This window comes from Weissella oryzae SG25 (assembly GCF_000691805.2).
In the GTDB taxonomy this organism is placed as follows: domain Bacteria; phylum Bacillota; class Bacilli; order Lactobacillales; family Lactobacillaceae; genus Weissella; species Weissella oryzae.
In genome coordinates, this window is the sequence record NZ_DF820491.1 from 21305 (window position 1) to 45482 (window position 24178).

General features: G+C 37.0%; 27 protein-coding genes. 5 read left to right on the top strand and 22 right to left on the bottom strand.

The features are described 5' to 3' along the window. Positions 1-5: 5 nt before the first annotated feature. Together TT13_RS06295 and TT13_RS06300 are read right to left on the bottom strand one after the other, a co-directional pair. Positions 6-767 (bottom strand): ABC transporter ATP-binding protein, encoded by a 762-nt coding sequence (locus TT13_RS06295; RefSeq protein ID WP_045476834.1) that lies wholly within the window; start codon positions 765-767, stop codon positions 6-8. Between the two features lie 168 nt (positions 768-935). Beyond that, the gene (locus tag TT13_RS06300) at positions 936-1757 is read right to left on the bottom strand and encodes an SDR family NAD(P)-dependent oxidoreductase (protein ID WP_027699197.1); all 822 of its coding nucleotides are present in this window, start codon (positions 1755-1757) and stop codon (positions 936-938) included. A gap of 137 nt (positions 1758-1894) precedes the next feature. Between TT13_RS06300 and TT13_RS06305 the strand changes: the two genes are divergently transcribed. After that, a complete protein-coding gene (locus TT13_RS06305; RefSeq protein ID WP_027699198.1) occupies positions 1895-2407 on the top strand; it encodes a TetR/AcrR family transcriptional regulator in 513 nt (170 codons plus the stop codon). Positions 2408-2519: 112 nt separating this feature from the next. Here TT13_RS06305 and TT13_RS06310 read toward each other — a convergent pair whose 3' ends face one another. From TT13_RS06310 to TT13_RS06365, 12 genes are all read right to left on the bottom strand, one after another. Then, positions 2520-3044: an Asp23/Gls24 family envelope stress response protein gene (locus tag TT13_RS06310; RefSeq protein ID WP_027699199.1), complete on the bottom strand. Its 525-nt coding sequence runs from the start codon at positions 3042-3044 to the stop codon at positions 2520-2522. Positions 3045-3066: 22 nt separating this feature from the next. Beyond that, positions 3067-3261, bottom strand: coding sequence for a DUF2273 domain-containing protein (locus TT13_RS06315; RefSeq protein WP_027699200.1), 195 nt, complete (start codon positions 3259-3261; stop codon positions 3067-3069). Between the two features lie 16 nt (positions 3262-3277). Then, positions 3278-3838: an alkaline shock response membrane anchor protein AmaP gene (amaP, locus tag TT13_RS06320; RefSeq protein ID WP_027699201.1), complete on the bottom strand. Its 561-nt coding sequence runs from the start codon at positions 3836-3838 to the stop codon at positions 3278-3280. Positions 3839-3850: 12 nt separating this feature from the next. After that, complete coding sequence (locus TT13_RS06325) at positions 3851-4096, bottom strand: GlsB/YeaQ/YmgE family stress response membrane protein (protein WP_027699202.1); 246 nt, start codon at positions 4094-4096, stop codon at positions 3851-3853. Between the two features lie 295 nt (positions 4097-4391). After that, positions 4392-6125: a DUF6020 family protein gene (locus TT13_RS06330; RefSeq protein ID WP_027699203.1), complete on the bottom strand. Its 1734-nt coding sequence runs from the start codon at positions 6123-6125 to the stop codon at positions 4392-4394. 59 nt (positions 6126-6184) lie between these two features. Further along, positions 6185-7909 carry a DUF6020 family protein gene (locus tag TT13_RS06335; RefSeq protein WP_027699204.1) on the bottom strand — a complete coding sequence of 575 codons (1725 nt, stop codon included), beginning with the start codon at positions 7907-7909 and terminating at the stop codon, positions 6185-6187. Positions 7910-8119: 210 nt separating this feature from the next. Next, positions 8120-9970: a glycoside hydrolase family 73 protein gene (locus TT13_RS06340; RefSeq protein ID WP_052348569.1), complete on the bottom strand. Its 1851-nt coding sequence runs from the start codon at positions 9968-9970 to the stop codon at positions 8120-8122. 27 nt (positions 9971-9997) lie between these two features. Next, on the bottom strand, positions 9998-11986 hold the full coding sequence (locus TT13_RS06345) for a peptidoglycan recognition protein family protein (protein WP_052348570.1): 1989 nt from the start codon (positions 11984-11986) through the stop codon (positions 9998-10000). 21 nt (positions 11987-12007) lie between these two features. Next, positions 12008-12481 (bottom strand): hypothetical protein, encoded by a 474-nt coding sequence (locus TT13_RS06350; RefSeq protein WP_027699205.1) that lies wholly within the window; start codon positions 12479-12481, stop codon positions 12008-12010. A 96-nt stretch (positions 12482-12577) separates the two neighbouring features. Continuing rightward, entirely contained in the window at positions 12578-13528 is a 951-nt protein-coding gene (locus TT13_RS06355) for a glycosyltransferase family 2 protein (RefSeq protein ID WP_027699206.1), read from the bottom strand. A 218-nt stretch (positions 13529-13746) separates the two neighbouring features. Continuing rightward, positions 13747-14175, bottom strand: coding sequence for a GtrA family protein (locus TT13_RS06360; protein WP_045476836.1), 429 nt, complete (start codon positions 14173-14175; stop codon positions 13747-13749). Between the two features lie 504 nt (positions 14176-14679). Then, positions 14680-15132, bottom strand: a complete 453-nt coding sequence (locus tag TT13_RS06365) for a MarR family winged helix-turn-helix transcriptional regulator (RefSeq protein WP_027699208.1) — start codon at positions 15130-15132, stop codon at positions 14680-14682. 102 nt (positions 15133-15234) lie between these two features. Here TT13_RS06365 and TT13_RS06370 point away from each other — a divergent pair, with 102 nt between their 5' ends. The 4 genes from TT13_RS06370 (at position 15235) to TT13_RS06385 (ending at position 18199) form a co-directional block, all read left to right on the top strand. Further along, a complete protein-coding gene (locus TT13_RS06370) occupies positions 15235-16191 on the top strand; it encodes a quinone oxidoreductase family protein (protein WP_027699209.1) in 957 nt (318 codons plus the stop codon). A 163-nt stretch (positions 16192-16354) separates the two neighbouring features. After that, positions 16355-17050 (top strand): VIT1/CCC1 transporter family protein, encoded by a 696-nt coding sequence (locus TT13_RS06375; protein ID WP_027699210.1) that lies wholly within the window; start codon positions 16355-16357, stop codon positions 17048-17050. Between the two features lies 1 nt (position 17051). After that, the gene (locus TT13_RS06380; protein WP_027699211.1) at positions 17052-17744 is read left to right on the top strand and encodes a VIT1/CCC1 transporter family protein; all 693 of its coding nucleotides are present in this window, start codon (positions 17052-17054) and stop codon (positions 17742-17744) included. A gap of 32 nt (positions 17745-17776) precedes the next feature. Beyond that, complete coding sequence (locus tag TT13_RS06385; protein ID WP_027699212.1) at positions 17777-18199, top strand: Fur family transcriptional regulator; 423 nt, start codon at positions 17777-17779, stop codon at positions 18197-18199. 112 nt (positions 18200-18311) lie between these two features. Here TT13_RS06385 and TT13_RS06390 read toward each other — a convergent pair whose 3' ends face one another. The 8 genes from TT13_RS06390 to TT13_RS06425 form a co-directional block, all read right to left on the bottom strand. Next, positions 18312-18839, bottom strand: a complete 528-nt coding sequence (locus TT13_RS06390; RefSeq protein ID WP_027699213.1) for an LbetaH domain-containing protein — start codon at positions 18837-18839, stop codon at positions 18312-18314. 131 nt (positions 18840-18970) lie between these two features. Then, positions 18971-20503 (bottom strand): ClC family H(+)/Cl(-) exchange transporter, encoded by a 1533-nt coding sequence (locus TT13_RS06395; RefSeq protein ID WP_027699214.1) that lies wholly within the window; start codon positions 20501-20503, stop codon positions 18971-18973. Between the two features lie 108 nt (positions 20504-20611). Next, positions 20612-21133: a peptide-methionine (S)-S-oxide reductase MsrA gene (msrA, locus tag TT13_RS06400; protein WP_027699215.1), complete on the bottom strand. Its 522-nt coding sequence runs from the start codon at positions 21131-21133 to the stop codon at positions 20612-20614. Positions 21134-21359: 226 nt separating this feature from the next. Then, entirely contained in the window at positions 21360-21749 is a 390-nt protein-coding gene (locus TT13_RS06405; RefSeq protein WP_027699216.1) for a tautomerase family protein, read from the bottom strand. A gap of 69 nt (positions 21750-21818) precedes the next feature. Continuing rightward, a complete protein-coding gene (locus TT13_RS06410; RefSeq protein ID WP_027699217.1) occupies positions 21819-22367 on the bottom strand; it encodes an NADPH-dependent FMN reductase in 549 nt (182 codons plus the stop codon). A gap of 154 nt (positions 22368-22521) precedes the next feature. After that, positions 22522-22839: a MazG nucleotide pyrophosphohydrolase domain-containing protein gene (locus TT13_RS06415; RefSeq protein ID WP_027699218.1), complete on the bottom strand. Its 318-nt coding sequence runs from the start codon at positions 22837-22839 to the stop codon at positions 22522-22524. 140 nt (positions 22840-22979) lie between these two features. Next, on the bottom strand, positions 22980-23459 hold the full coding sequence (locus TT13_RS06420; protein ID WP_027699219.1) for an S-ribosylhomocysteine lyase: 480 nt from the start codon (positions 23457-23459) through the stop codon (positions 22980-22982). Further along, the gene (locus TT13_RS06425; RefSeq protein ID WP_052348571.1) at positions 23459-24175 is read right to left on the bottom strand and encodes a MetQ/NlpA family ABC transporter substrate-binding protein; all 717 of its coding nucleotides are present in this window, start codon (positions 24173-24175) and stop codon (positions 23459-23461) included. Before TT13_RS06425 ends, TT13_RS06420 begins: the two co-directional genes overlap by 1 nt. Positions 24176-24178: the final 3 nt, after the last annotated feature.

Genomic DNA, 24178 nt, shown 5'->3' on the forward strand with positions numbered 1-24178 from the left:
TCCCCCTAATCGTTGAATGTACCCAATTGATTCAAAATATTCCGATAAAATGTCTCACGATCAGCTGAGCCCCGCTCTAAAGTATTGATAATTTCACCATCACTTAAAAATAGAATTCTTGAAGCAAATGAGGCTGAAAAAGCATCGTGCGTAACCATGACAATCGAAATTTCCTCATCAAGATTTATTTTACGTAAGTAGTACAACATTTCACGTGCATTTTCTGAATCCAAGGCACCGGTTGGTTCATCTCCAAAAATCAACGAAGGCTTATGTACTAAAGCACGGGCAACACCAACTCGCTGTTGCTGACCACCGGAAAGTTCTGCTGGGTATTTATTTAATAACGTTTCGATTCCCAATAATTTAACCACCATTTTCACGGCCTCTGCTATTTTAATTGGCTTAATTTTTTGTAAGGTTAATGGTAATTCAATATTTTCCCTGACGGTCAAACTATCGATCAAATTATAATTTTGAAAAATAAAGCCCATATCATGCCCACGAAAATCAGCAATCTGCCGATCATTCATTTTTAAAATATCTTTATTGTTGATTAAAACTTGCCCACTTGTTGGCTGCATTAATGTTGAAAGAATATTCAAAAGTGTTGATTTTCCTGAACCAGAAGGCCCCATAATTGCAACAAATTCACCTTGTGCAACTGCCAATGATAAATTTTTCAACACTTCCTGCTTAACGCCTTGTGAACTTTCATAAGTTTTGTTGATATGTTGTGCATCCAAAATTAATTCTGCTTTTGTCATAATTCCCCCCACTAAACGGCTCTATTTAATTTATTATCATAAGTTTACTGTATTTTTTTACGATGCTCTCTTACATTTATGTAAGGTTTATTTCTGCCCCACTTTTACGCTTATAAGCAAAGTAAAAAGACGCCCCTTTAATTAAGGAACGTCCTGATCTAATTAAAATTAATGTTTAATCAAACGGTCGACAAACTTGTCTAAAGTAAATTTGAATACCTTGGGATGATTACGTGCAGCCCACACCGCTAAACGGTCTCCGCTAGCATGGAAGTAGCGTCGCTTTGGTTTGCTTGCATTTGCAGCCCGATAAAAAAGCTGTGCCAATTGTTCACTAGTTGCACCAGGCATCCGATCACTAGTTAATAGGTTGCTAACAGCTGTCACTAGTGTCTTATATGGTGAATTATCATGCAAATTCTTCTTAGCATTATCCATAGCAATTTGCGCCCAAGCTGATGCTGTTCCTCCAGGTTGGATAACAATTGAATGCAGACCGAACTGACGAATTTCAGTATCTAAAACATCACTCCACTGTTGTAAGGCGGCTTTAGAAGCATGATAATGTGCCCCTAATGGCATATATAAATCTCCACCAATTGAAGAGATATTTACAATTAAGCCGGTCCCTTGTTGACGCATCGTTGGCAGAACTTGGTTGGCCAAATCAACCGCTGCAAAATAGTTTACGTCAAATTGATACTTCGCCTTATCCACGGTAATTTCTTCGGTTGGACCAAATTCACCATAACCGGCATTATTAATTAATACATCAATACGCCCATACTTTGCGATAGCCTGGTCAACTAAATTTTTATTCTGCTCACTATCAGTTACATCAACTTTGATGGCTAAGATATTTGACCCGGATGGAATTTTTTCGACACGGCGAGCGCCCGCAATTACCTGCCAACCTTCTTTAGCAAATAATTCAGTCGCTGCATAGCCCATACCGTTTGATGCACCTGTAATAATAACTACCTTATTCATATTCTAATACGCTCCTTCTCAACGTTACGCTTGTAACCCTCTGCTGAAAATAATAAAATTAATGTAGTAAAAAAACAAGCTGCAAAAAAGCATAAGTAACAAAGCAGCTAATTTGTAACAGACTCGAGGTCTTTATTATGGCTAAAACCGCATTTTCACTTGCCCAGCAAGTAGATAGTCAAAACTTTATCACTGAGGCCGTCTTAAATCTTTTAGAAACCAAACCATACGATAAATTAACCATCACAGATGTCGTAAAAAAAGCTGGTACATCACGGATGGCTTTTTATCGTAACTTTGCATCCTTAGATGACGTTTTGATTCAGTACTACTATAATTTATTTCAAGAATTTTTTATTAAAAAAGAAAAAGAAGCTAATTTCGACCAACAAATTGCAGTCCTAACTGAATTTTTAACTGCGACTCGTGAAGAATTATTAAGGGCCTTCAACCAAGGTTATGAACAACCAATTTTTGTTGCCTTTAGTCGTCAAGTACTTGAATTTATGAATCCGCAATCCAAACTAGAAAATTATCAAGTAAAATTTATTGCTGCTGGTACGTTTGCTGTTTGGAAAGAATGGTTAATTTCAAAAGATGATAGTTCTGCCGCTGAAATTAATGCTATGCTTCATGCCTTCGCCTGCTGAAATTCACTTTAACTTTCTTGCAAACCAATTAAACTTCTCATTCAAAAAGAGCGTTTAGCTAAATTCTGCTAAACGCTCTACACTTAGGATAGCTCAACGTTTGAACTTCCTTTTACTTAACCCGTTCATTATCGTCATCGGTCACTTTATCTTTTGCAGCTTCATAACCTTGACTTGTCTTTTCCTTGATTGTTTGACCAGCATCAGCTGCTCGATCTTGTAAAGACGTTTGGTTTTTATCATATTCATCACTACTTTGAATATCTACAACCTTAACATTCATCTCCACCAAATCTAGCCCAGTCATTTTAGCAACTTGTTCGCTAACTATTTTTTTAACATCGGCATAAATATCACGAGCATCTTTACCATATTCGGTAATAATATCCAAATCTACAGCAACTTGTTCTTTCCCAACTTCAACAGAAACGCCCTCAGTTGGATCATCACTATTAACAAGTTTATTTTTTACGTTGGCGATAAAGCCTGCATCGACACCGAGCAAACCATCAATTTTCTCAATTGAATAGCCAACAATTTTTTGAATAACTTTATCATCAAATGACAATTGACCTTTAATGTCCTTTTGATTAGCCTTCTTATCTGTAGTTGTATTAGTATTCCAAGTTGTATCCATAATTCAATCTCCTATTCTGTAATTACTTACTGAAAATTCGCTTGATCTTATCAAAAGATATATTCCATACCTGTATTGCCCAACCAATCAGCCAGCCAACGCCTGCAAATATAATAACTAATAACGTTTGCCAAAAGCCAAAGGTAAGCAGCAGGATTGCTAGTAATAAGCCAATTATTAGCCCCATCACTTGCGGTTCTAAATTGAATTTAGGCATCCATCAGTCCCCCCTACTAGACAACTCTCGTCCGCTTCTTACTTTGATTAGCTTGATCAACAATTAACTTCGTTTCAATTCTAGCAACGCCAGTATCTTTTAACAAAGCTTGCAAGCCATCTTCCAACTGCATTTTAATTGTGCCTAAATTTGCTAACATCGCTTGCTGGTAAGGCGTCTTTGCTCGAACAATTAAGTTGACTTTCCTACGATGATTTTTTATTTTAACGTCAATATCAGTTAAACCGCTCCCTGATAAGGAACGCTTTACAAAACCAGTAATTCCACGATTATCTAATGTTAAGCTACCAGTTTTATCGCGAATTAGGGTTACATCATCTTTTTTAGTTGGCCAAAATAGAATTATGATTGCCCCAATTACTAAGAGGAGTGCTAACACAATCGCATAATAGTACGCTATATTAGCAACACTTAAATTGTTCAACCCAATTTTCTTTAGCCCTATATTTAGCTGATGGATAACAATTCGACTTTCTGGTCGCCAAATAATCACGAGGAATGGCAAAACATAGAGCAAGGTTAATACCAAGATTACCAATTTATGCCATATTCTCATAAGAATACCTGCCTATTTTCTGCGACTTAAAACGGCTGAAACTACTAAAACTAGAATAATCGCCCCGATTAGCGATGGTATTAGAGCCATTCCTGCCAACGAAGGTCCCCACGACCCAAGTAGCATTTCACCTAGCCATGACCCAATGATTCCGGCTAAAATATTGCTAATCCAGCCCATTGCACCGCCATTCTTCGTAATCGCTCCAGCGGCCGCACCAATAATGGCTCCTACAATTAACACCCAAATTAAATGCATATCGTACCTCCATTTTCATACAACAATGTTCTAACAATGTCTACACTTATATTGTACAAATTTATAAATTTAACAGCAAGAAATATGCCTAAATAATAGCATACACTAGGCAATTATTAGAAAAAACAATTCTATTGGCGCTAACTTGGAAATTGATAATGCTCTCACCTAAATTAAAATATAATGCCCATCAAGTGCTCTATCCTAATTTTTGTTAACTTAACATTCATCCAAACTGCCTAAAGAAAAAGTGTTACTAGTATTTAACTAGTAACACTTTTCTTTGTATAAAAAATCAATGATTCTCATCACCACGTTGCCTAATTGTGTACATAAGTAAGCACAAGATTGGTAAAGCATAAATCATTCCCAAAGAATATCGTACTGAAGCATTTAAAGGTGAAATTACTGCTGCCAATAATTGGATATAAAATGGGGATAGAAAAATTAGTGATTCCCAACCAAATAATTTGTTTATAATCGCCATTAGGATTAATCCTAGAACGATGTATAGGGCACCGGAATTTAGTAAGCCTATTATTCCACTATCTTTGCTGATTTTTTCAGCAATTTGCTTACGCCATTTATGATTGTTTTTACTGCTCTTATCTAAGTTATCACCCTTTAATTGGAAATTAGGATAATCTACCGTCATATCACGGTACTGTGGAGCCATAATATCAAAGTAACCATAAAACTTCATAAGTGCTGCTCTTAAGAAAACTCCTGGATGCTTAGTAAGCATTTGCAACCAAATTTTGTTAAAGTTACGCCAGTCAGCTTTTTTAATTGTATTATAACGATAACTGTCTTTTTCAAAGTATCCAGATGATTTAACTGGATCAACGTTTCCAGGCTGATAAACAGTCGCCATTTCCCCTAAATTAAAGATCCGTTGTAAATTATCTCGCTCAAAAGCAGTCAAATCATTCGGATACTCCTGTACATATAATGCAACTTGTTGAATTTGGATTCCTTTCGCTTCTATCGGATCATCTGGAACAACAACCCCTGTTGCAAAGAGCATCGCCATAGATATCTTAAACATTAATAACGGTATCAATAAGGTTGTTAGAGCTATCTTCCTTAGCTTTGGAATAAATAATAAGAATACAAACTCTAAAAAGATTACCAGCCAACCATATTTTACGCTGATTAAAATAATAAGGGTCGTAAATGTTAACAATATATAGGCAAGGCGTTGATTAATTTTTTGATATATTAATCCAGCTAAAATACCTACTAATAAAATCGTAGCTGCTGCAAAAGACGGATTTTTTACTAAGGACCAAGCCGAAATTGGAATCATAAAAGTTGACATTGTCAAAAGTAAGGCGATTAACTTCGCCCAATAGTTTTGTACCAATGATCCTATCACTTTTAGCGTAAAGGCAAAGGCAAAAACGGTTAATATAAATTGGCTTGTTGCCAACAAAGCTAACCCCGGCGTAAAGGACTTAAAAATAATTAAGCTATATTTTAAAATGCCACCATAAATAAATGTTAGATAAAAATTATGTTGGTTAGTTATTAATCCACTACCATGTTTTACTAAATAATCAGCAATTGGATAAACTTGAGCTGGTGCCATAAGATGATGTGTAACTACATATGCTTTGCTTTCAATAATTTCTTGGGCTTGCATTGCCAAATCCCAACCAGCTGAGCCAGGAAAGATAATAATTGAAAATGGTAACCAAACAATCGCTAATAATATAAAAAGCCGATGTGTTCGTTGGTATAGGTAACCAACAAAGGATTGAAGCCAACTTGGTCCAAGTTTATCTCGTGTAATAATAACCAAACGTTTTAAATAGTAAATTATTATTCCTAATATTAATACGATTAGGAAAAAATAAGCTAAACTTAATAGTGAATTTTTTTCAATTAATCGTAGCGTCAAGTGGTAGTTCTTTGTGTATAAGCCAAAAGTCATACTACCCGCAATTAGGCCAAGTATGATAAATAAATAAAGTGTACGATATACCTTAAGTATTTGCTTAGGCCAATTTTTTACCTTATTATTCATTTTTTTCTCCGCTAATTTAAATTCATATTCCCAAAAAACTTGTCATCAAATTATCCATGTTAATTTCCACCATCATTCACCTTTAAGGTGTTAGTCCCCGACAATAACATAATGGTCATCGGGATAGTTAGCATTACTGGTAGTACATAACGTAAATACCCGTCAACTGGTGATAGGAACCCTACGGCAATGGTTGAAAGAGCCATTATACTAAAAGCTAACGCAAATTTATTTTTTAACGCAAAAGAAATGAAGGTCAACAAGACAGTGGTTAATCCCCAAAAACCAGTAGTTAGCAATATATTAGTTGGTACAAAATTTTGTAAATTAAGCATGAAAGTTGCTAAACGCTTTTGACCTTCAGTTGGTAAGTTATTGAAATCTGCAAACAACTTTGAATCCTCATACGGAACAAAACCAGCTCCTGCAAAGCCAAGGTCAAAATTAATTCGCCTATCACCAAAATATTGATAATGATAATAATTTCTAATGAAAGCATTGATATACATACTTGGTGCGTTCTTCAAACCTTCAAGCCAAATTGACCAAAACCATGCTTTATGTGCATTAATCGGAGCAGCCTTAATCATCGCCATTCTTTGTGTATAGGATTTTCCTGCCACAAAAAAACCATCGGGATAATAGTAATAGGTATGCTTTATTGGATCATAAGCACCATTAGTATAGCTCATTGTCATAAGTTTAAGATCAGCCAATTTGGCCAACTTATGCTTAGACTGTGCTGAAAAAGCTTCAGGTTTATGCTTCAACGTATAAACGATTTGTTGACTCGGTAGCGCCAAAGCCTCAACACTCTCTGTTGGTTCAACATGCAACGCTGGTAATAATACTTTAGACCAAATAGCAAAAACAAATAATGCTGTTGCAAAAGTTGCTAGTAATTGTTTCAGCGGAAGCCTAAAAATCAGAAAAACAAATATTGCCGTAAATAACAGTAAGAAAGAATCATTTCTGACTAAGACCAAACATACTCCCGAAACTAACAAAATTAGCTGATCAGAAAATTTGCTTTGTTTAAGCATTAAACGTATCAATGCGCCAAAGAAAAAGACCAAAGTAATCAAAAAAATTGCTGTTTTATTTACATTCACTACTAAGATTGGAAAAATCGGAAATAAACCAAAAAACGAAATTACAAACCAACCGCTCCGTTTACCTAGTGTACTAATCGTTGACACTAAATAAGCCAAGGCTGTACCTAATAAAAGGGCCTGTACTAATGTTATTATTGCGACACCAAAATATGCTGATTTTAATCCAACATAGCCCAACCAATATAAGCCACCCAAAAAAAGGCTCGTCAATAGCGGATGATGATTTGTTAAATAAAATTGCTGATGCGCATAATTAAACACGGTGCCGTAGAAGTGAATATTCTGAGCAGGCATATTACTCCTAAAAATACCGTTCAATTGATCGGCGCCGTCCCAGCCTATTACTCCCGGAAAAGCTAATACAATATATGGTAACCATAGCAAGATGATTACACCTAGATAGGTTAACCATTGATAAGTATGCTTACTATCTCTTAATTTAATTGCCTTAGCCCGTAAAAAGATTAATGACAGGACCATTTCAATTATAAAGAAAATAATAAAACTTATAATCCCTAGGCCTATATTGCCTAACCCATCAACAAAAGTAAATGGATTACCATGTGTAACCATTGAATGGCCAATTAGCCACACTAAAGTTGCGTATGCCGCAAAAACAATTCCCGAAAATATTATTCTTCGTGAGCGAAGCTGGAACAATATTTGCATTTTATAAATTCCTTTCAGTGACCCTAAGCAATTACCTAATAAAGTTTTAAGACAATAGCTATTGATGTTGTCTAACCACCTTCAAAATGGTCATTATCAATCCTCATTAATTATAATCAAAAGTAGTTTGTTTTCAAAATTCCCCTTTATAGAGAAAGTTCACCCAATGACTAAACGCCACTGGGTGAACTACTTAAAACTCTTTAAACTTTAAGGCAATTGTAAGTCTTGTTCTAAAACATGTTCATTAACTTCCCCATTTGGGTATTTAATATAGTACTCATAATGCGAACTAGCTGCATTTTTTATCAATCGCGTTTTAACAGTTCCAACCCAGCCACGGTGATTTACTAAACTATAACCATTGGATTCGGCTGTAGCTACGTTTTTTATCTTCACTTGCTGACCTACTGCAAATTTGGGTTCAACGGCGGAAGTTAAATCTTGTTCCAACACGTGCATACTTTGCTGCCCGTCACCATAATCAACGTAATATTCATAATGGGAGCCATACATATTTTTTACACTATTTGATTTAATTGTTCCAACCCAACCACGTCGATTGGTCAAATCATAGCCATTTGATTCAATATTAGCACTATTTTTGATTTGTACTGTCTGCCCATTAGTAAACTTTGGCGTTGTAGGTATCTGTAAATCCTGTTCTAATACATGCATACTTTGCTGTCCGTCACCATAATCAACATAATATTCATAATGCGAACCATACATATTCATAGGAGTATATGACTTAACTGTTCCAATCCACTTTCTTCGACTACTCAAATCGTAGCCATTCGATTCGATGTTAGCGGTATTTTTAATTTCAACCGTTTGTCCAACCTTAAATGTTGATTGAGGTGCAAGATCCAAGTCTTGTTCTAAGACATGTTCACTTCTAATTCCGTTTCCATAATCAATGTAATATTCATAGTGTGAATTATACATGTTCATTACATTAACTACTTTAACTGTTCCAACCCAACCACGTCGATTGGTCAAATCGTAACCATTTGATTCGACATTAGCACTGTTCTTAATTTGAACTGTCTGTCCTGGACTAAACACTGGCGGAACTAGTGATAAATCCTGTTCCAAAATTTGCTGATTGGAACTACCATCATTGTATTTCACATTATAAGAATAGTGTGACGAACTTACATTGTTAATCGAAACAGATTGAACAACACCAGACCAACCTTGATGATTAGTTAAGTCTGCACCATTAGCCTCATTCGTTGCAAAGTTAGCCACTCTTACATAATTTCCTACTTTATACTGGGCTACCGGTGCTGGCTGCAAATCTTGCTCTAGCACGTGCATGCTTTGTTGCCCATTACCATAGTCGATATAATACTCATAATTTGAGCTAGCCATATTTTGTGGTGTAACTGATTTAACTATCCCTACCCAATTCTGCTTGGTAGTTAAATCATAACCATTTGATTCGCTAAGCGCAAAGGGAGCAATTTGTACAGTTTCACCAACCGTGTACTTAGGATCAGCCAAAGTATCAAAACGTTCCAAATCATATTGTTGAATTAAAGCAATTAACTTATTCGGATAATTTGGATCAGTAGCATAACCACCTGTACTCAAACCTTTTGCTGCATCTTGATAGGTAGGTGCATTTTCACGCCATACATCTGAGTAGCGTGCATTATTTCGCAAAAGGCTAGCATTATCAAGCATTGACGTATAAACTGACGGATATTTTTTAAAAGCTGCAACAGTATTATACCATTGGCCCGTATCACTATCATATTCAGCAGTAGTCACATCATATGATTGGCCATTATAAGCACCTTTAACACCAAAATAGTTACTAGCATTTGTTGCAAGCTCACTTTTTCCCCAACCACTTTCGAGAATCGCTTGAGCCATCTGAATTGAAGTGTATAATCCATTTTCACGAGTGGCCTGCTGAGAACCAGGTGCAATTTGATTTATAAAGTCTTGCTGTGCATCCGCATGAACGGGTGTATTATTCTGGGCAAAATATAAGCCTCCCATCAAGCCAAACATGACCAAAACATACTGCCATATTTTTTTGTATTTCAAATCATCCTCCAACTCAAGTTTCCAACTTTAATTACTAGCTGAGCTCTGTAAATCCTGTTCTAAGACATGCATATTACATTCGCCATTTGGATATTCCACATAGTATTCATAATGTGAACTAGCGGCATTTTCTATGGCATATGATTTTATGATACCTTGCCAACCACGATGATTGGTTAGATTATAGCCATTGGCCTCACTGATTGCGCTATTTGTTATTTGCACACTTTGCCCAATATTAAACTTTGGCGTAGCTGCCTTTGCTAAATCTTGCTCTAACACGTGCATACTCTGGATTCCATTGCCATAATCAACATAGTATTCATAATGTGAGCCATACATATTCATAACTGCCGTCGATTTAATTGTACCAATCCAACCGCGACGATTACTTAAATCGTAACCATTTGATTCAATATTAGCACTATTCTTAATTTGTACCGTTTGTCCAACTTTATAAGTTGGCGAACTTGGATTTTGCAAATCCTGTTCTAATACGTGCATACTTTGAACACCATTACCATAGTCAACATAATATTCATAATGTGAGCCATACATATTCATAACTGCCGTCGATTTAATTGTACCAATCCAGCCGCGACGATTACTTAAATCATAACCATTTGATTCAATGTTAGCACTATTCTTAATTTGTACCGTTTGTCCAACTTTATAAACTGACGCTACCGGCTTAGCCAAATCTTGTTCTAAGACATTTGTCGATGTTGTCCCATTCCCCCAGTCAATCGTGTATTGATATTTTGAGGTACTTTGCGCAAGTACTGCAACTTGAACAACTGTTCCAATCCAACCTTGCTTTGAAACTAAGCTTGTCCCGTCACTTGTTGCCGTTGCGGTTTGTTTAAGTTGTACTTGTTGTCCAACTTGAAAGGCACAATCATTTGATAAGCTTACATCTTGCTCTAACACATGTTCATTACGACTGCCATCAGCATAGACTAAATAATAAGCATAATGTGATGAAGCTGTATTATTAATTTCAAATGATTTCACAGTCCCAGTCCAACCACGATGATTAGTTAAGTCATACCCATTAGCTTCATTTGTAGCATAGTCAGCTACCTTTAATAATGAACCGACCTTGTAGGCAGGAGCTGGTGCAGCTTGTAAATCTTGTTCTAAGACATACATACTTTGGACACCATTATTATAATCAATGTCATATTCATAGTGTGAACTTCCCGCACTAGTTGGTGTCACAGATTTTATTGTACCAACCCAGCCACGCCGATTTGTCAAATCATACCCATTGGCTTCGCATATTGCACCAGAAGTAATTTGAACCGTATCGCCCACCTTATATTTGGCGGGTGTCAACTGATTATAGACCTGCTCAAGCAACCATTCATAATCATTCATCGTATAGGTCGTTCCATAAAAGCGAGCGGCCATATCTGCCCAATAACCATTCGGATCTGTATGGTTGGTTTCATTAAACAAAGAACTGGTCATTGCATGGCTAAAGACGGTAGTCCCTAATTGAGGCTTTAACCCATATTCTTTAAGGTACCGTGCCTGCATCGTTGCTAAATTATATAACTCCCCCGCAAAGGCATCTTTACCTTCAACTTCAACTTGCTCTGTTTGAATATAGCGTGAATTTGCGGTAGGTCCTGCTCCCCATGCTAAATAGTTTGGGTCAGCAATTTCAACTCGATTCGTTGAGTCAACGAAAGAATGAACAAATGCCGAACTATAGTTATTCAACATATAGTTAATTTCATTCCAAATTGCATTGCTGCTTAATTTATCACTTGAATTAGCTGTTTCATGAACAATCACACCTTCAGGCTTACCAACGCCATTTCGGTAGGCATACTTAGGTAGGGCATTCGAAATATCATTGGTATTTGCTGACGGGGTCCACCCCTTACCCATAATATAGTCATTGACCGCATTTGCACTGGCAGTTTGTTGACTACCTAGCAAGCCCATGGTGACCGTACCAAATAATAAAAAGAACGCAATAATACACTTTGCTTTAACTGACTTCATCTTTATCCTCACAATCTAAAACTAGTTTTTAAAAAAAGCGGGATAAAGCGCCTTAATTGCCGTGGCATAGTCAATGCTATCTGAGTTAGCTTTATTAATTACCTTTGCAATATCTAAGTCTGAAAAGGAGCCTGTATTAATCCCTTGTTCTTGCAACTGGTTACGTGCTTCAGAAACCATGTCACTTGTAATTGGTGCACCTGTACTAGCCGACATTATACTTGAGTACTGTGACGCTGCCTCACCCATCTCACCGCTTGGTTGACTCGCATTTGAACCTGAATTTTGATTACTTACACTACTTGTTGAGGATTGCGCAGTATTTGTCTGCACCTTTTTTTCACTTGATTGTTTAGATTCAGTTGCCTTTTTTTTACTAGTTGTTGTTTTGGTTGTTGCTACCTGACTGTCTGTATGCTTTTGAATGGCAAAGATTGAAAGGCCACCAATAATTAGTAAAATTATTATGCCACTAATCCAATAAATTTTTTTCATATTATCGCCCCTAAAAGCTTTTGATTATTTAATTATAATACAAATACAAAAATAATAGCTTAATCTCGACTTAAAAGCCCGTTTAAATCTTCGTACTTACTTTTTTAAATCGTGCATACGATTATCAGCTTTAATTAATTCAAGCTCAAAATTACGCTTCTCATTTACTTGAATTGCATTAAGAATGGCTCCGGCAAAGAAAGCAAGCACGGCAATTACTAACAAAATCATTGATACAACCAAAGTTGGCATGTTAGCAACAATCCCAGTATGGCTGAATGGTAACCATACTCGTGAAATGAACATAATCATTGAAATAGCAAATGTTATCAATGCCAAGAGACCATAAAAGGCGAAGGGATGGTAGCTACGATATAAATTAACTACTGCCTTCATTACCCGAATTCCATCACCATAAGTATCTAGCTTTGATTCAGAACCTTCAGGCCGATCACGATACTCAATCACTTGATTTTCAACTAACATCTTCTTTTCGGTTGCATGAATTGACATTTCTGTTTCAATTTCAAAGCCGCGTGAAAGCACTGGGAAAGTCTTAACAAAACGGAAACTAAAAGCTCGATAACCGGTTAAAATATCCTTAATATCAGTCTTGAATAAAAAGTTAATTAGTCCACGAACAGAGCTATTCCCAATGTTATGAAATGGCCGCGTATTTTGTTCAAAATAAGTTGATGAAAGTCGGTCGCCAACAACCATGTCCACACCACGACTAACAATCTTTTGATACATTTCAGGAATAGCCTCAACTGGATAGGTATCATCGGCATCAATCATGATATAGGCTTCTGCATCAATTTCACGGAACATGCGCCGAATTACTGCCCCTTTTCCTTGTGCATATTCATGCCGAACTACTGCACCTACCGCCAATGCCAACTCACTCGTCTTATCCTTTGAGTTATTGTCATAAACATACACAACCGTTCCTGAGATGTTTTCAGTTGCTGAAAGTACATCCTTTACAACTTTTTCAATTGTTTGTTCTTCATTATATGCTGGAATTAAAACTGCTAGCTTATCCATCTTTAAGTTCCTATCATTTTAAAATTTAACGTACATTTAAGTATACTGTAATTTACCTAGCTCAAACAAGGCTCAGTATAATATTTAATTTATCTGTGCAATGCTATTAACTTTTAAATAATTGCTCTACATTTACTGGATTAGGTAGCTTACCAACTTTTTAATTATGAAAAACAAAAAGCCGAGTATTAATTCGGCTTTTCAATAACTTTATTTTATTAACGTTCAAACTTCTTTTTAGCTCTAAAGATAACCATCTTACTTAAGATATAATTAGTCAAAATTACAAAGATATTTTGGATAATATTCCATACCATATCATTTTGCTTTAATAGGCTGACACCAAACCACATCATAGCTGAACCGATAACTCCGGTAGCAAAACGGGCCAGATAGAATTTTACAATTTCTGAAAAATAATCTGAAAATGTTTCCGCCTGACTGTTGAAAACCCATTTACGATTTGTTAGATACGCCACCAAAACCGTAATAAACCAGGCCAACCAGTAAGATAATTGCACTGGCATGTTTGTTAAACGTAACCCGGCATAAATTAAAATATTAATAACGGTTGTCACTCCACCGAAAAAGAGGTACAGCAACTGTGATCTAAATTTAACAATAATATCCTTTATGAGTTCCAACATGGTACCTCTCCAATAGCTTTATTCACCGCATTTTAACATATTTTACGATTTTAATTCTTTAAAAACCAACAAAATACTGTCTTAAAAGACTAACACACTTTTTTAAACATCGTATAATTTTTTAAAATTTTAAATTAAAAATTATCTTTATCCTCCACAGACAGCGACGTTTCTTAATCAATTGCTTAATTAAGTTCAATTTGCACTATTTTCTTTGTATTAGGTTACTGGTCCTTAGAAATTTTTTCAATTTCCGCCAAATTCTATTGTAAAGCTTCAATATCTACTTTGACTTAATATTGTTGAAATTCTAATAAGTTCAATCGGTCAACAATTGTATCGAGTCCGGCTGCTATTAACTTGGTCGACCCCTTTGTAGCTCCGGCTAACAAAATTATTTGTATAATACTTTCTTCCATATAAAATATCCATAGTTTAACCCTTCGACTTGACGCTAAGAAAAGTCCTAATTTACCAATAATTTCAATAACCCAGTATCTTTTTTTAATCAGTTTGCTGCTGTGTTAAATAGCTATCGATTTTTTCAAAACCGGATAGAAAATTTACTTTCTCTACATCGGTTAATTTTGCTAAAGCAGCCTCCATAATTGCCAAGCGAGCAGTACTGAGCGCCTGATTAACCGATATACCCAAAGGTGACAACACAATGCGCCGGACTCTACTGTCTTCTGAATTAAGCTTTGAATTAACTAGTCCAGCTCGCTCCAAGCGGTCAACTTGCCGGCTAATTGTTGACACTGGTCGATTAAATAATTTAGCCAAGCTACCAATCTGGGTTGGTGCTATATTAGCAATTGCCACGAAGAGCGGAAACAATTTACTGTCTAAATCTACCCCTGCCGCTTTTAATAAAGTTTGGTCATTTTTAGGGTCATCAAAAAAACGGACAATCTTAAATAAATGCTGATAAACTTGCTGATAATATTCTTTTTCCATAGCTATCATGATAACAAAAAAACTTGCATTTTGCACATATTGTGTTACTGTATTTTATGTGCAATATGCAAATAAAATACAAACAATTAAGGTGGTTATATTATGCAAGCCGCAATTATTAAAGAACAAGGTCAAACACCAATCCTTGGTGAGTTCCCTGAACCAAAAGCACAAGAAGGAAAATTATTGATTAACGTCAGCGCTGTTGCTTTAAGTAATGTCGCTAAAGCCCGCTCAATGGGTACCCACTATTCAAGCGCTGGTAGTTTCCCTCGCGTAGCTGGAATGGACGGTGTTGGTACTTTAACTAATGGTCAACGTGTCTATTTTATTAACTCCGTCACCGGTTCGCTTGCCAAACAAGCTTTAGTCGCACCCGAAGTCCTTATTCCTATTCCTGATGGTCTGGATAATCAAACAGCAGCAAGTATTGCCAATCCTGGTATGAGTTCTTACGCTGCCCTCGTATACCGTGCAAAGATTCAACCTGGTGATGTGGTCCTAATTAATGGGGCAAGCGGGACTGCCGGTAGTTTGGCTGTAAAGATGGCCTATGCGCTAGGTGCCAAACAAGTGATTGTGACCGGCCGTGGTAACGCAGCACTTACAGCTACCGGCGCGGATGCTATCTTAGCTACCGACACATTTGATTTAAATGAATCAACGGGTCAAAAAGCCTATGCAACAGAATTAGCAGCTATTATTCCAGCTGTTACAATTGTCCTAGATTATCTGTACGGTAATACCGCAACAATCATTATCAACACACTTGCACAAACGATTGGTGCTAATCATACCATCCGCTATGTTCAAATTGGTTCCATTGCTGGTGTTGAAACGCCAATTCCAGCTGCAGCACTCCGTTCATCAAAGCTGATACTAATGGGATCTGGTTTTCGCTCAGTTGATGACACAGACATTCTCACCAGTATTGAACGTACCTTCCAATTAGCCCTTGAAAATCATTGGACAGTGCCTATCCAAAATTTCACTTTGGATGAAATTGAAAAAGCATGGCAAGCTTCAAGTAACCCTCGCCCTATTATCACAATTAATTAAATTTAGCTGATAGCAAGCCCAACAGGCTTGCTTTTTTATACTAAAATCCGAAAATAACCTCTTCTTTTGGATAGAAATTTTTTATTTTCTCCTATTAATCAATTTGATACTGTGCTAAGTTATAAGTATAAATTAAAATCATTATAAATTAGAGGCGGGTTTCATGAAGAAAGAAAGTACACACAAAAAACTTAACCTTTCACAAAGGAATAACCTGGTACGGGCAGCTGTTATGGGAGCCAACGATGGTATTCTATCAATTTCCGGCATTGTCATTGGTGTTGCCGCTGCAACATCTGCAACATTTACAATCTTTATTGCTGGTTTTGCTGGCATATTAGCAGGTACTGTTTCAATGGCGATGGGCGAATATGTTTCAGTGCATTCACAAAATGATGCTCAAGTTCGTGCGGAGGCCGAACAACGTTACGCTTTGACTAACGATTATCCAACAGAATTTAATTTTGTCTATGAAAAATATGTTGCCCAAGGCGTCCCATCTGAACTAGCTGATAAAGCGACTAAAGAGATGATGGCTAAAGATGCCCTTGGAACTACCGTCCGTGAACGTCATGGTTTCACTCTCCATCACGAGGTCTCAGCAATTGGTGCAGCTCTGGCTTCCATGCTCTCCTTTCCAAGTGGCTCACTTTTACCAATGCTATCAATTACCCTCTTTCCTAGTCACATTCGAATCTTTGCTACCGGTCTGGCAGTTGCCTTGGCTTTAGCCATAACTGGTTTTTCTGCGGCAAAACTTTCTGGTGCAAATCTTGTCCGAGCAACTTTAAGAAATGTAATTGCTGGTATTTTTACAATGATTATTACCTTTACTATCGGTAGCCTAATTGGAGCATAAAATGTCTAAAACAAATAACACACAAAATACTGCCACCATGGAAGAACGCCTAAATACGATTCGTGCAGGGGTGCTCGGTTCAAACGATGGTATCCTAACAGTTGTCGGGGTCCTCTTTTCAGTTGCTGCGGCTACAACTAATCAATTCACAATTATCATTGCCGGTATTGCTGACTTACTAGCCTGCGCCTTATCAATGGCATCAGGTGAATATGCATCAGTTAGTGCTCAATCAGATGCTGAAAAGGTGGCCGTAAAAAAAGAGGCCTGGCGTGTCAAAAATACCCCTATAGAAGTTGAACAAGACATTGTCGACTTCTACTATCAACGTGGCGTTACATTATCAACATCAAAAAAAATTGCTGCTGCTTTGATGCAAAAGCAGCCTTTGGAAACAATTTTAAGTTGTAAATATAATATCCGCCTTGAACACTATGTGAATCCCTGGGCAGCAGCCTTCTCATCAGCTATTTCTGCTTCTTTGGGTGGACTTTTCCCCTTGCTTGCGCTTGTTTACAGCCCCATTCACATCCAATTACTCATGACAATTTTGGCTACAGTCCTTGCCGTTGCTCTAACTGGTGCGCTGAGTGCCCGTTTTGGTCATGCTTATATGAAAAAATCAATTATCCGAAATGTTATAATTGGGTTGCTTACCATTGCAATTCACTATGGGATTGGTCGGCTATTCTAAGCAAAAAATCTTGGAGGTAGACTTAACAATCAATGACAGAACTAGATGAAGCACTCACAATTTTACAAAACCGTGGGTTTAAAAAGACTCCTCAACGGATTAATATCCTTGAATATTTAATTCAGCATCGCATTCATCCAAGCGCTATGAAAATTGCTGATAGCTTGGCAATGAATTTAACAACCGTCTACAATACTTTAGATGTCTTAATTGCCAGTAAGTTAGTCTATCCAATTGATAACAATCAAGATGGTAAAAAGCATTACGACTATTTTGTACATCCGCATTATCATGTAATTTGCCGTAATTGTGGCAGGATTGTTGACGGCAAAAATATTGATTTACAAAATTTCCCTACCTTGGCCCGCCAAGCCAGCGGCTACTTAATTGAGCAAACTAGCTTGGAATTTACCGGGTTATGCCCTGCATGTCAAAAACTGCTAGATATAAACTAAAACATAAAAAAGACTCCATCACAGATGAATTACTCCATAATTATTAGACAAAAAGTTGATAATTATGAGGCACTTAAATTTGTTGATGGAGTCTTTTTTATACTGATAGTTGTTACTTACTAGCCATGTAGCGGTCAATAACCTGCTGACAAGCAGCAATTATGTCAGCCCTAGCTGGCATATCTTTATAAAATACGGGTGTGTATTTTGGATCACGCGCCTTAAATTTATTAACGCCATAGGCAATACTATTGCTTGGAACATCCTTAGTAATAATTGCACCAGTACCAATAATTGTATTGTCGCCGATTACTACTGGTCCAACAATTTTGGCGCCATCAGCAATGACCACATTTTCACCAATTACTGGATTACCCAGATTCTCCCATTGGTGACTTTCATTGTTATACGTTTGATTAGCACCAATCGTTACATTTTGGAGAATTACTACATTATCTGATATTTTAGCTGCAGAAATCGTGCAACCCTTACCATTGTGGCCAAAGGAAACTGATTTTGACATCTCAACACAGTTAATTTCAAAATTATAATCCTTTTGCAATAAATCTGCTGCTAATTGACGTTCCTCATTTATTTCGGAAAAACATTGCATATTCAATAAAGTTTCAAAGGTATTCATTAGTTCATACGTCCTTAGTTAAATTACTTGATGCAAAGTGTAATCGCTAAAATTTTTTCTGTCAATCAATTCTTATGATTTATTCCATCAATTTTAGGCATTAACGCCTTATCTAAGATCTCCCTTTTAACTTAAAGAACTAATTTTTGCCAAACTTCAGCATATTTTTCTGCATTAACCAATAAAATTACTTCATCACCTATATGCAAGATAAAATCACCATTTGCAACATATGATTTACTATCCCGAACGATTTTTTCAATCAAAACACCCTTTGGCAACTCTAATTGACGAACCTCTTTGTTTTCGAGCGGACCTGTCGGTGCAACAATAATCCGTAGCTCCTCAATATGGCCACTGAGTGAGGCCAAAGCACTCGGTAGCTTAAGTTTAGCTCTTAACGCTTCATAAATAGGTTCGCCACCCAAAACGTCAACTATTAAATATGCAATTAATGCCACCAAAGCCATTGGCACCAAGTGCTCCATTGAACCAACCATCTCAGCAATTAAAATGATGGCGGTAAACGGCGCTTTTGAAACACAAGCAAAATAGCCAACCATTCCTAAAACCAGCATATTGGGTAAAGCCGCCGCCGAAATCAATTGCCAATGTAACAAAGTTGCACCGAAAAGCTCGCCACTAATTGCACCCAACGTCAAAATTGGTAAAAAGATTCCACCAGGAACGCCTGACCCAAAAGCTAGTGCAGAGCCAACAAAACGAATAATCAAAATCAAGCCTAATATTTGTAGACTATTTTGATATTGGCTTAACTTAGTAATTATTAAAGAGCCGCCGCCTAAAAGCTGTGGCCAATAGAGCCCTATTGGTAGTAAAGTTAAAAATACTAATCCAAAATGATACTGCCGCGGTAACCACCAGAATAGACGATAAAAATTGCTAGCCCGCAACGTAACTTGTTGATAAATATACCCCGCTAGCCCCAAAAATAGCCCCAATATAATTAACCAACCATACTGGTTGAGCGGTAAAGTGTAGGTTATTTTAATATTTAAGACAGGCTGTAGGCCAAAAACATAACTACTGACAATATCTGACATAATCGCACTTGCTAAAGAACCTAACCAGACTAATAGTGAAAATGAACGGTAGACTTCTTCCAAAACAAAAAGCGTTCCCGCAATCGGTGCACCAAAAGCAGCTGATAGACCAGCTGCTGAACCCATAGCAATTAGCAATTTTTTATCTTGACCAGTCAGGCGCCGCCTTAAACTGAAAAGTTCACCGACTGCCGCACCCAGTTGCACAGATGGCCCTTCTCGCCCTAGAAAGGCACCTGACCCAATTGAAATTAGGCCACCTAAATATTTACGCCAAAAAACCGATAAGGGATTAATCGTTAATTGACCGGCTAATTGAGCTTCAACTTGAGGAATCCCCGAACCATTTACATTTGGGTCTTTCTCAATAATTTTACCCAAAATAAAGGTCAAACCAAAAAAAAGCAGTAAGACAGCCCCTAGTGCCAATACTGGATTTGACCCTGACTTAATTGCCTGAAATAAGCTATTCCAACCATGTAAGATATACTCAACCAGCCAGCGAAAACTACTAACAACAATTCCAACTAATAAACCAACGATTATTCCCCTGATAATCGCTAATTGTCGCTCCTTATCAATTTTTACTAATGAACGCATAACCCCTCCAAAATAATTAATCAGCTGTATGAAAAATTGCGACAGAATACTTTAACCCAAACAAAAAGTCCAAACAGCTAAGGCCATCTGGACTGCTAGGTTTAAAAATTATTTATCAGACCAATATTGCTTCTGATAAGCCTTTCTAGGAATCATCATTAAATGTTCACGTAAAGGATTCTTTTTATAAAATTCTTGATGTGCTTCTTCTGCATCATAAAATGGCTTAGCATCTTCAATTGATGTGACAATTGGTGCAGAGAAGCGACCAGATGCTGCTAAAGCCGCTTTAGATGCTTCTGCAACTTGTCTTTGCTCATCATTAGCAACAAAGATAACCGGACGATAACTATCACCACGGTCGGCAAACTGACCAGTTGCATCAGTTGGATCAGCTAGCTGCCAATATAACTCAACCAATTGTTGATAACTAACAATCGTATTATCAAACCAAATCTTTACGGCCTCAGTATGCCCGGTCGTATGAGAAGCGACTTGCTCATAGGTAGGGTTTGCTACCGTTCCACCAGTATAACCTGAACGTACCTTTTCAATTCCAGGTAATGTTTCAAATGGCTCAACCATGCACCAAAAACATCCCCCAGCAAAAATTGCTGTTTCTATTGCCATATTGTTGCTCCCCCTTTTCTCTTATCGAATTGCTAAATGCAAGCCCCTAATTTGCTTAACAAAAAAATCGCTTACATATTAGCAACTAACAATAATTTTAATACTCCCTCCGCCAATGTCAACCGAATTAGCTTACCCAATGTTCAGCCTATTGAGATTCCCTTTTACCTAAGCCCTAAAGAAAAAGGCTAGCCTTATCAGCCAACCTTTTCCTTAAATTTTATCTTTATAACTTGCCATTTAAAAACTGCGCTTCTCCATCACCAAAGCTCCAATCGTCATCGTTGTTACTTACTAAGCTAACAACGACATCACTTGGTGCAATTCCCAAATCAGCTTGAAGTTGTGCTGTCAATTTACGATAGAAAGCCATTTTAGCCTTAGTTGTTCTTGTTCGAGTTACCAAATTAAAAACAACTACATCTTTTGTGCGAGGAATGTTTAAACCAGTATCTAGAATTTGCATTTCAAAGGGCTCATGTTGGGTCAAAATTTGATAGCGATCACCAACTGGTGTACTAAATTCTGACAATTGCACTTCGTATGCAATATCTAATAAGCGTTTTAAGTAAGCTTCATCATGGCCCTTAATTAGGTCAATTCTCATTAATGGCATTTTAATACTCCTGTTTAGTTGTTAAATAAATTAGTCCCAGTCGAAAGGACAACTAATCGCTTATACGTCCTATGCTAAATGTTGGTTTACAAAATCACCAAACTTTTCTCCAGCAGCTTTCAAAAAGGCTTGTGTATCTGAATTAGTGATTTTACCAGCCTCATCAGCTAATTTGCTACTGTTACCAATGTATAGTTCTGGCTGATGCATCAAATTCATATCAAGAAAATCAAGTGAATTGCGCAAAACATGATTAGAAATTGCACCACCAAGTGCAGAAGTTGATTGTGTCAAAACAACTGCTGGCTTTTGCGACCATACATTTTCACCCCAAGGCCGTGATGCAATATCGATTGCATTCTTCAATGCTGCTGGTACACTACGATTATGTTCTGGACTCGCAAAAATGATTGCATCTTGTTCAGCCACTGTTTGTCGGAAAGTAGTATAACTTGCAGGCGAATCAGCATCATAATCTTGATTATAAAGTGGCAAATCAGCAATATTAATAAACTGCACCGTCGCATCTGCTGGTAATCCAGCAATAAAGGCTTCCGCTACCCCCAAAGAATAAGAATTCTTACGTAAAGAACCAACAATAACCCCATATTTAGTCATAAGACCCTCCTGAATTGTATGTATAAAAAGTAAGTATTACTCTATTATTTAACCTCTCTATTCTAATAAATGCAAGTTTTTTTCACTAATACTTACTTCATTTATACAGATTTCTATATTCATCAAGCTTCTTTCATGAAAAGTTGTTATTCAACTAATCATTTTCAAAGCGTTTCAACAGCTTGCTTTCACTCTGTGCCATTAATTCAGCCGGTGTAATATCAAATTTGCTAGATAAGATTAATAATTGATCCATTACATCCGCCATTTCTTCAACCAAATTAGCTTGCCAACCGGCTTGTTCAATTTTTTCACCTGGATGATCTCGACCAATTTCTAAAGCACGCACGGCGCGCGAAAGTTCACCTAATTCTTCAGTCATAAAATTTAACCGAATCAAAGGTGAAAAACGATACCAATTACGCCCCTTATAAAAATCAATTAACCATGCTTGATGTTCTTCAATTTGCATTGCCTATTATCTCCCTATCACTGTTTTAGCTATACTTATTAGGTTTATATTCTTTCATGATAATTCAATTATTAACTACTTGTAAACTTACCAACAAAAAAGCTTCAGGTCAAAGTATTAGATTCCTGAAGCTTTCATAATTAAATTGTTACTACATGGCGGTCAAAAGGATTATCCGAAATTCCTTGGGCTAGAATAATTTCAGCCCAGGCTTTAGCTGAATGTAATGAGTGATCTTTATAGTTACCACATTCTTTGATTGTTGTTGCAGGTACATCTTCCCAAGTTATTTCATCGCGAATACGCACTAATACGCGGGTAAATGCCGCAGCAAGTTCGGTCGTTGTATAAGCTTGCCAGGCAATGACATGAAAGCCAGTCCGACACCCAAACGGTGACATATCAATAATACCATCAAGTTCATCACGTACTAATGATGCAAATAGGTGTTCTAGGGTATGAATACCGGCAGTTTCAATTGCCGTTTCATTTGGCTGCGTTAAACGCAAATCGTAATTTGTAATTGACCCACCAGTTGGACCACTTTGTTCCTCAATTAGCCGAACGTAAGGCGCCTTAACTTTAGTATGATCCAGGGTGAAACTTTCAACTTTAGCCATTACTTTGCCTCCTTTAGATATGCAATTGATTTATTTACTTCAACCTTAGTACCAGCATACTGCTTTGTAATCCACTTTTGAATTTGCGGATTATGGTATAGGCTAAGCAAGGTTTGGTAAGTCTTATTATGTTGATTCTTACTTGCTGTAGCGAGAATATTAATGTTTATCTTGGTTGAAGCATCAACTTTTTCATGAGCAAGCGCATCTTTTAATACATTTAAATGTCCTGCTTGCGCCGTTGAATTTGAAATCAAGACTGCACCAACACTCTTATCATTCTTAAGAACTGATACGCCGGTTGTATCATCAATAGCCTTAAATTGAAAATTATGTGGATTACTCTGAATGTCCTTAATCGTTGATAAATCATTAAAATTACTCTTTAAAGTAATTAATTTCTCAGCAGCTAATAAGCGTAAGCCACGCGCTTGGTTGGCATCATCTGATGATAGCGCAATCGTAGCCCCATCAGGAATCGCCTTGATACTGTGATATTGTGAGAAGAGCCCCATCGGCTCAATATAAGTTGTTCCCAATGCAGCCAATTTTTGTGGACTTGCCTGATTAAAGGCGGTGAAATATCCGTAAGACTGAAAGGCGTTCACATCAATATCACCATTTGCGGTCGACTTATTCAATAAGGCACCATCACTAAAGATTTTTACTTTAATTTTGAGATGATCAGCCTTAGCTTGTGGATTGCTTCTTTTCATATA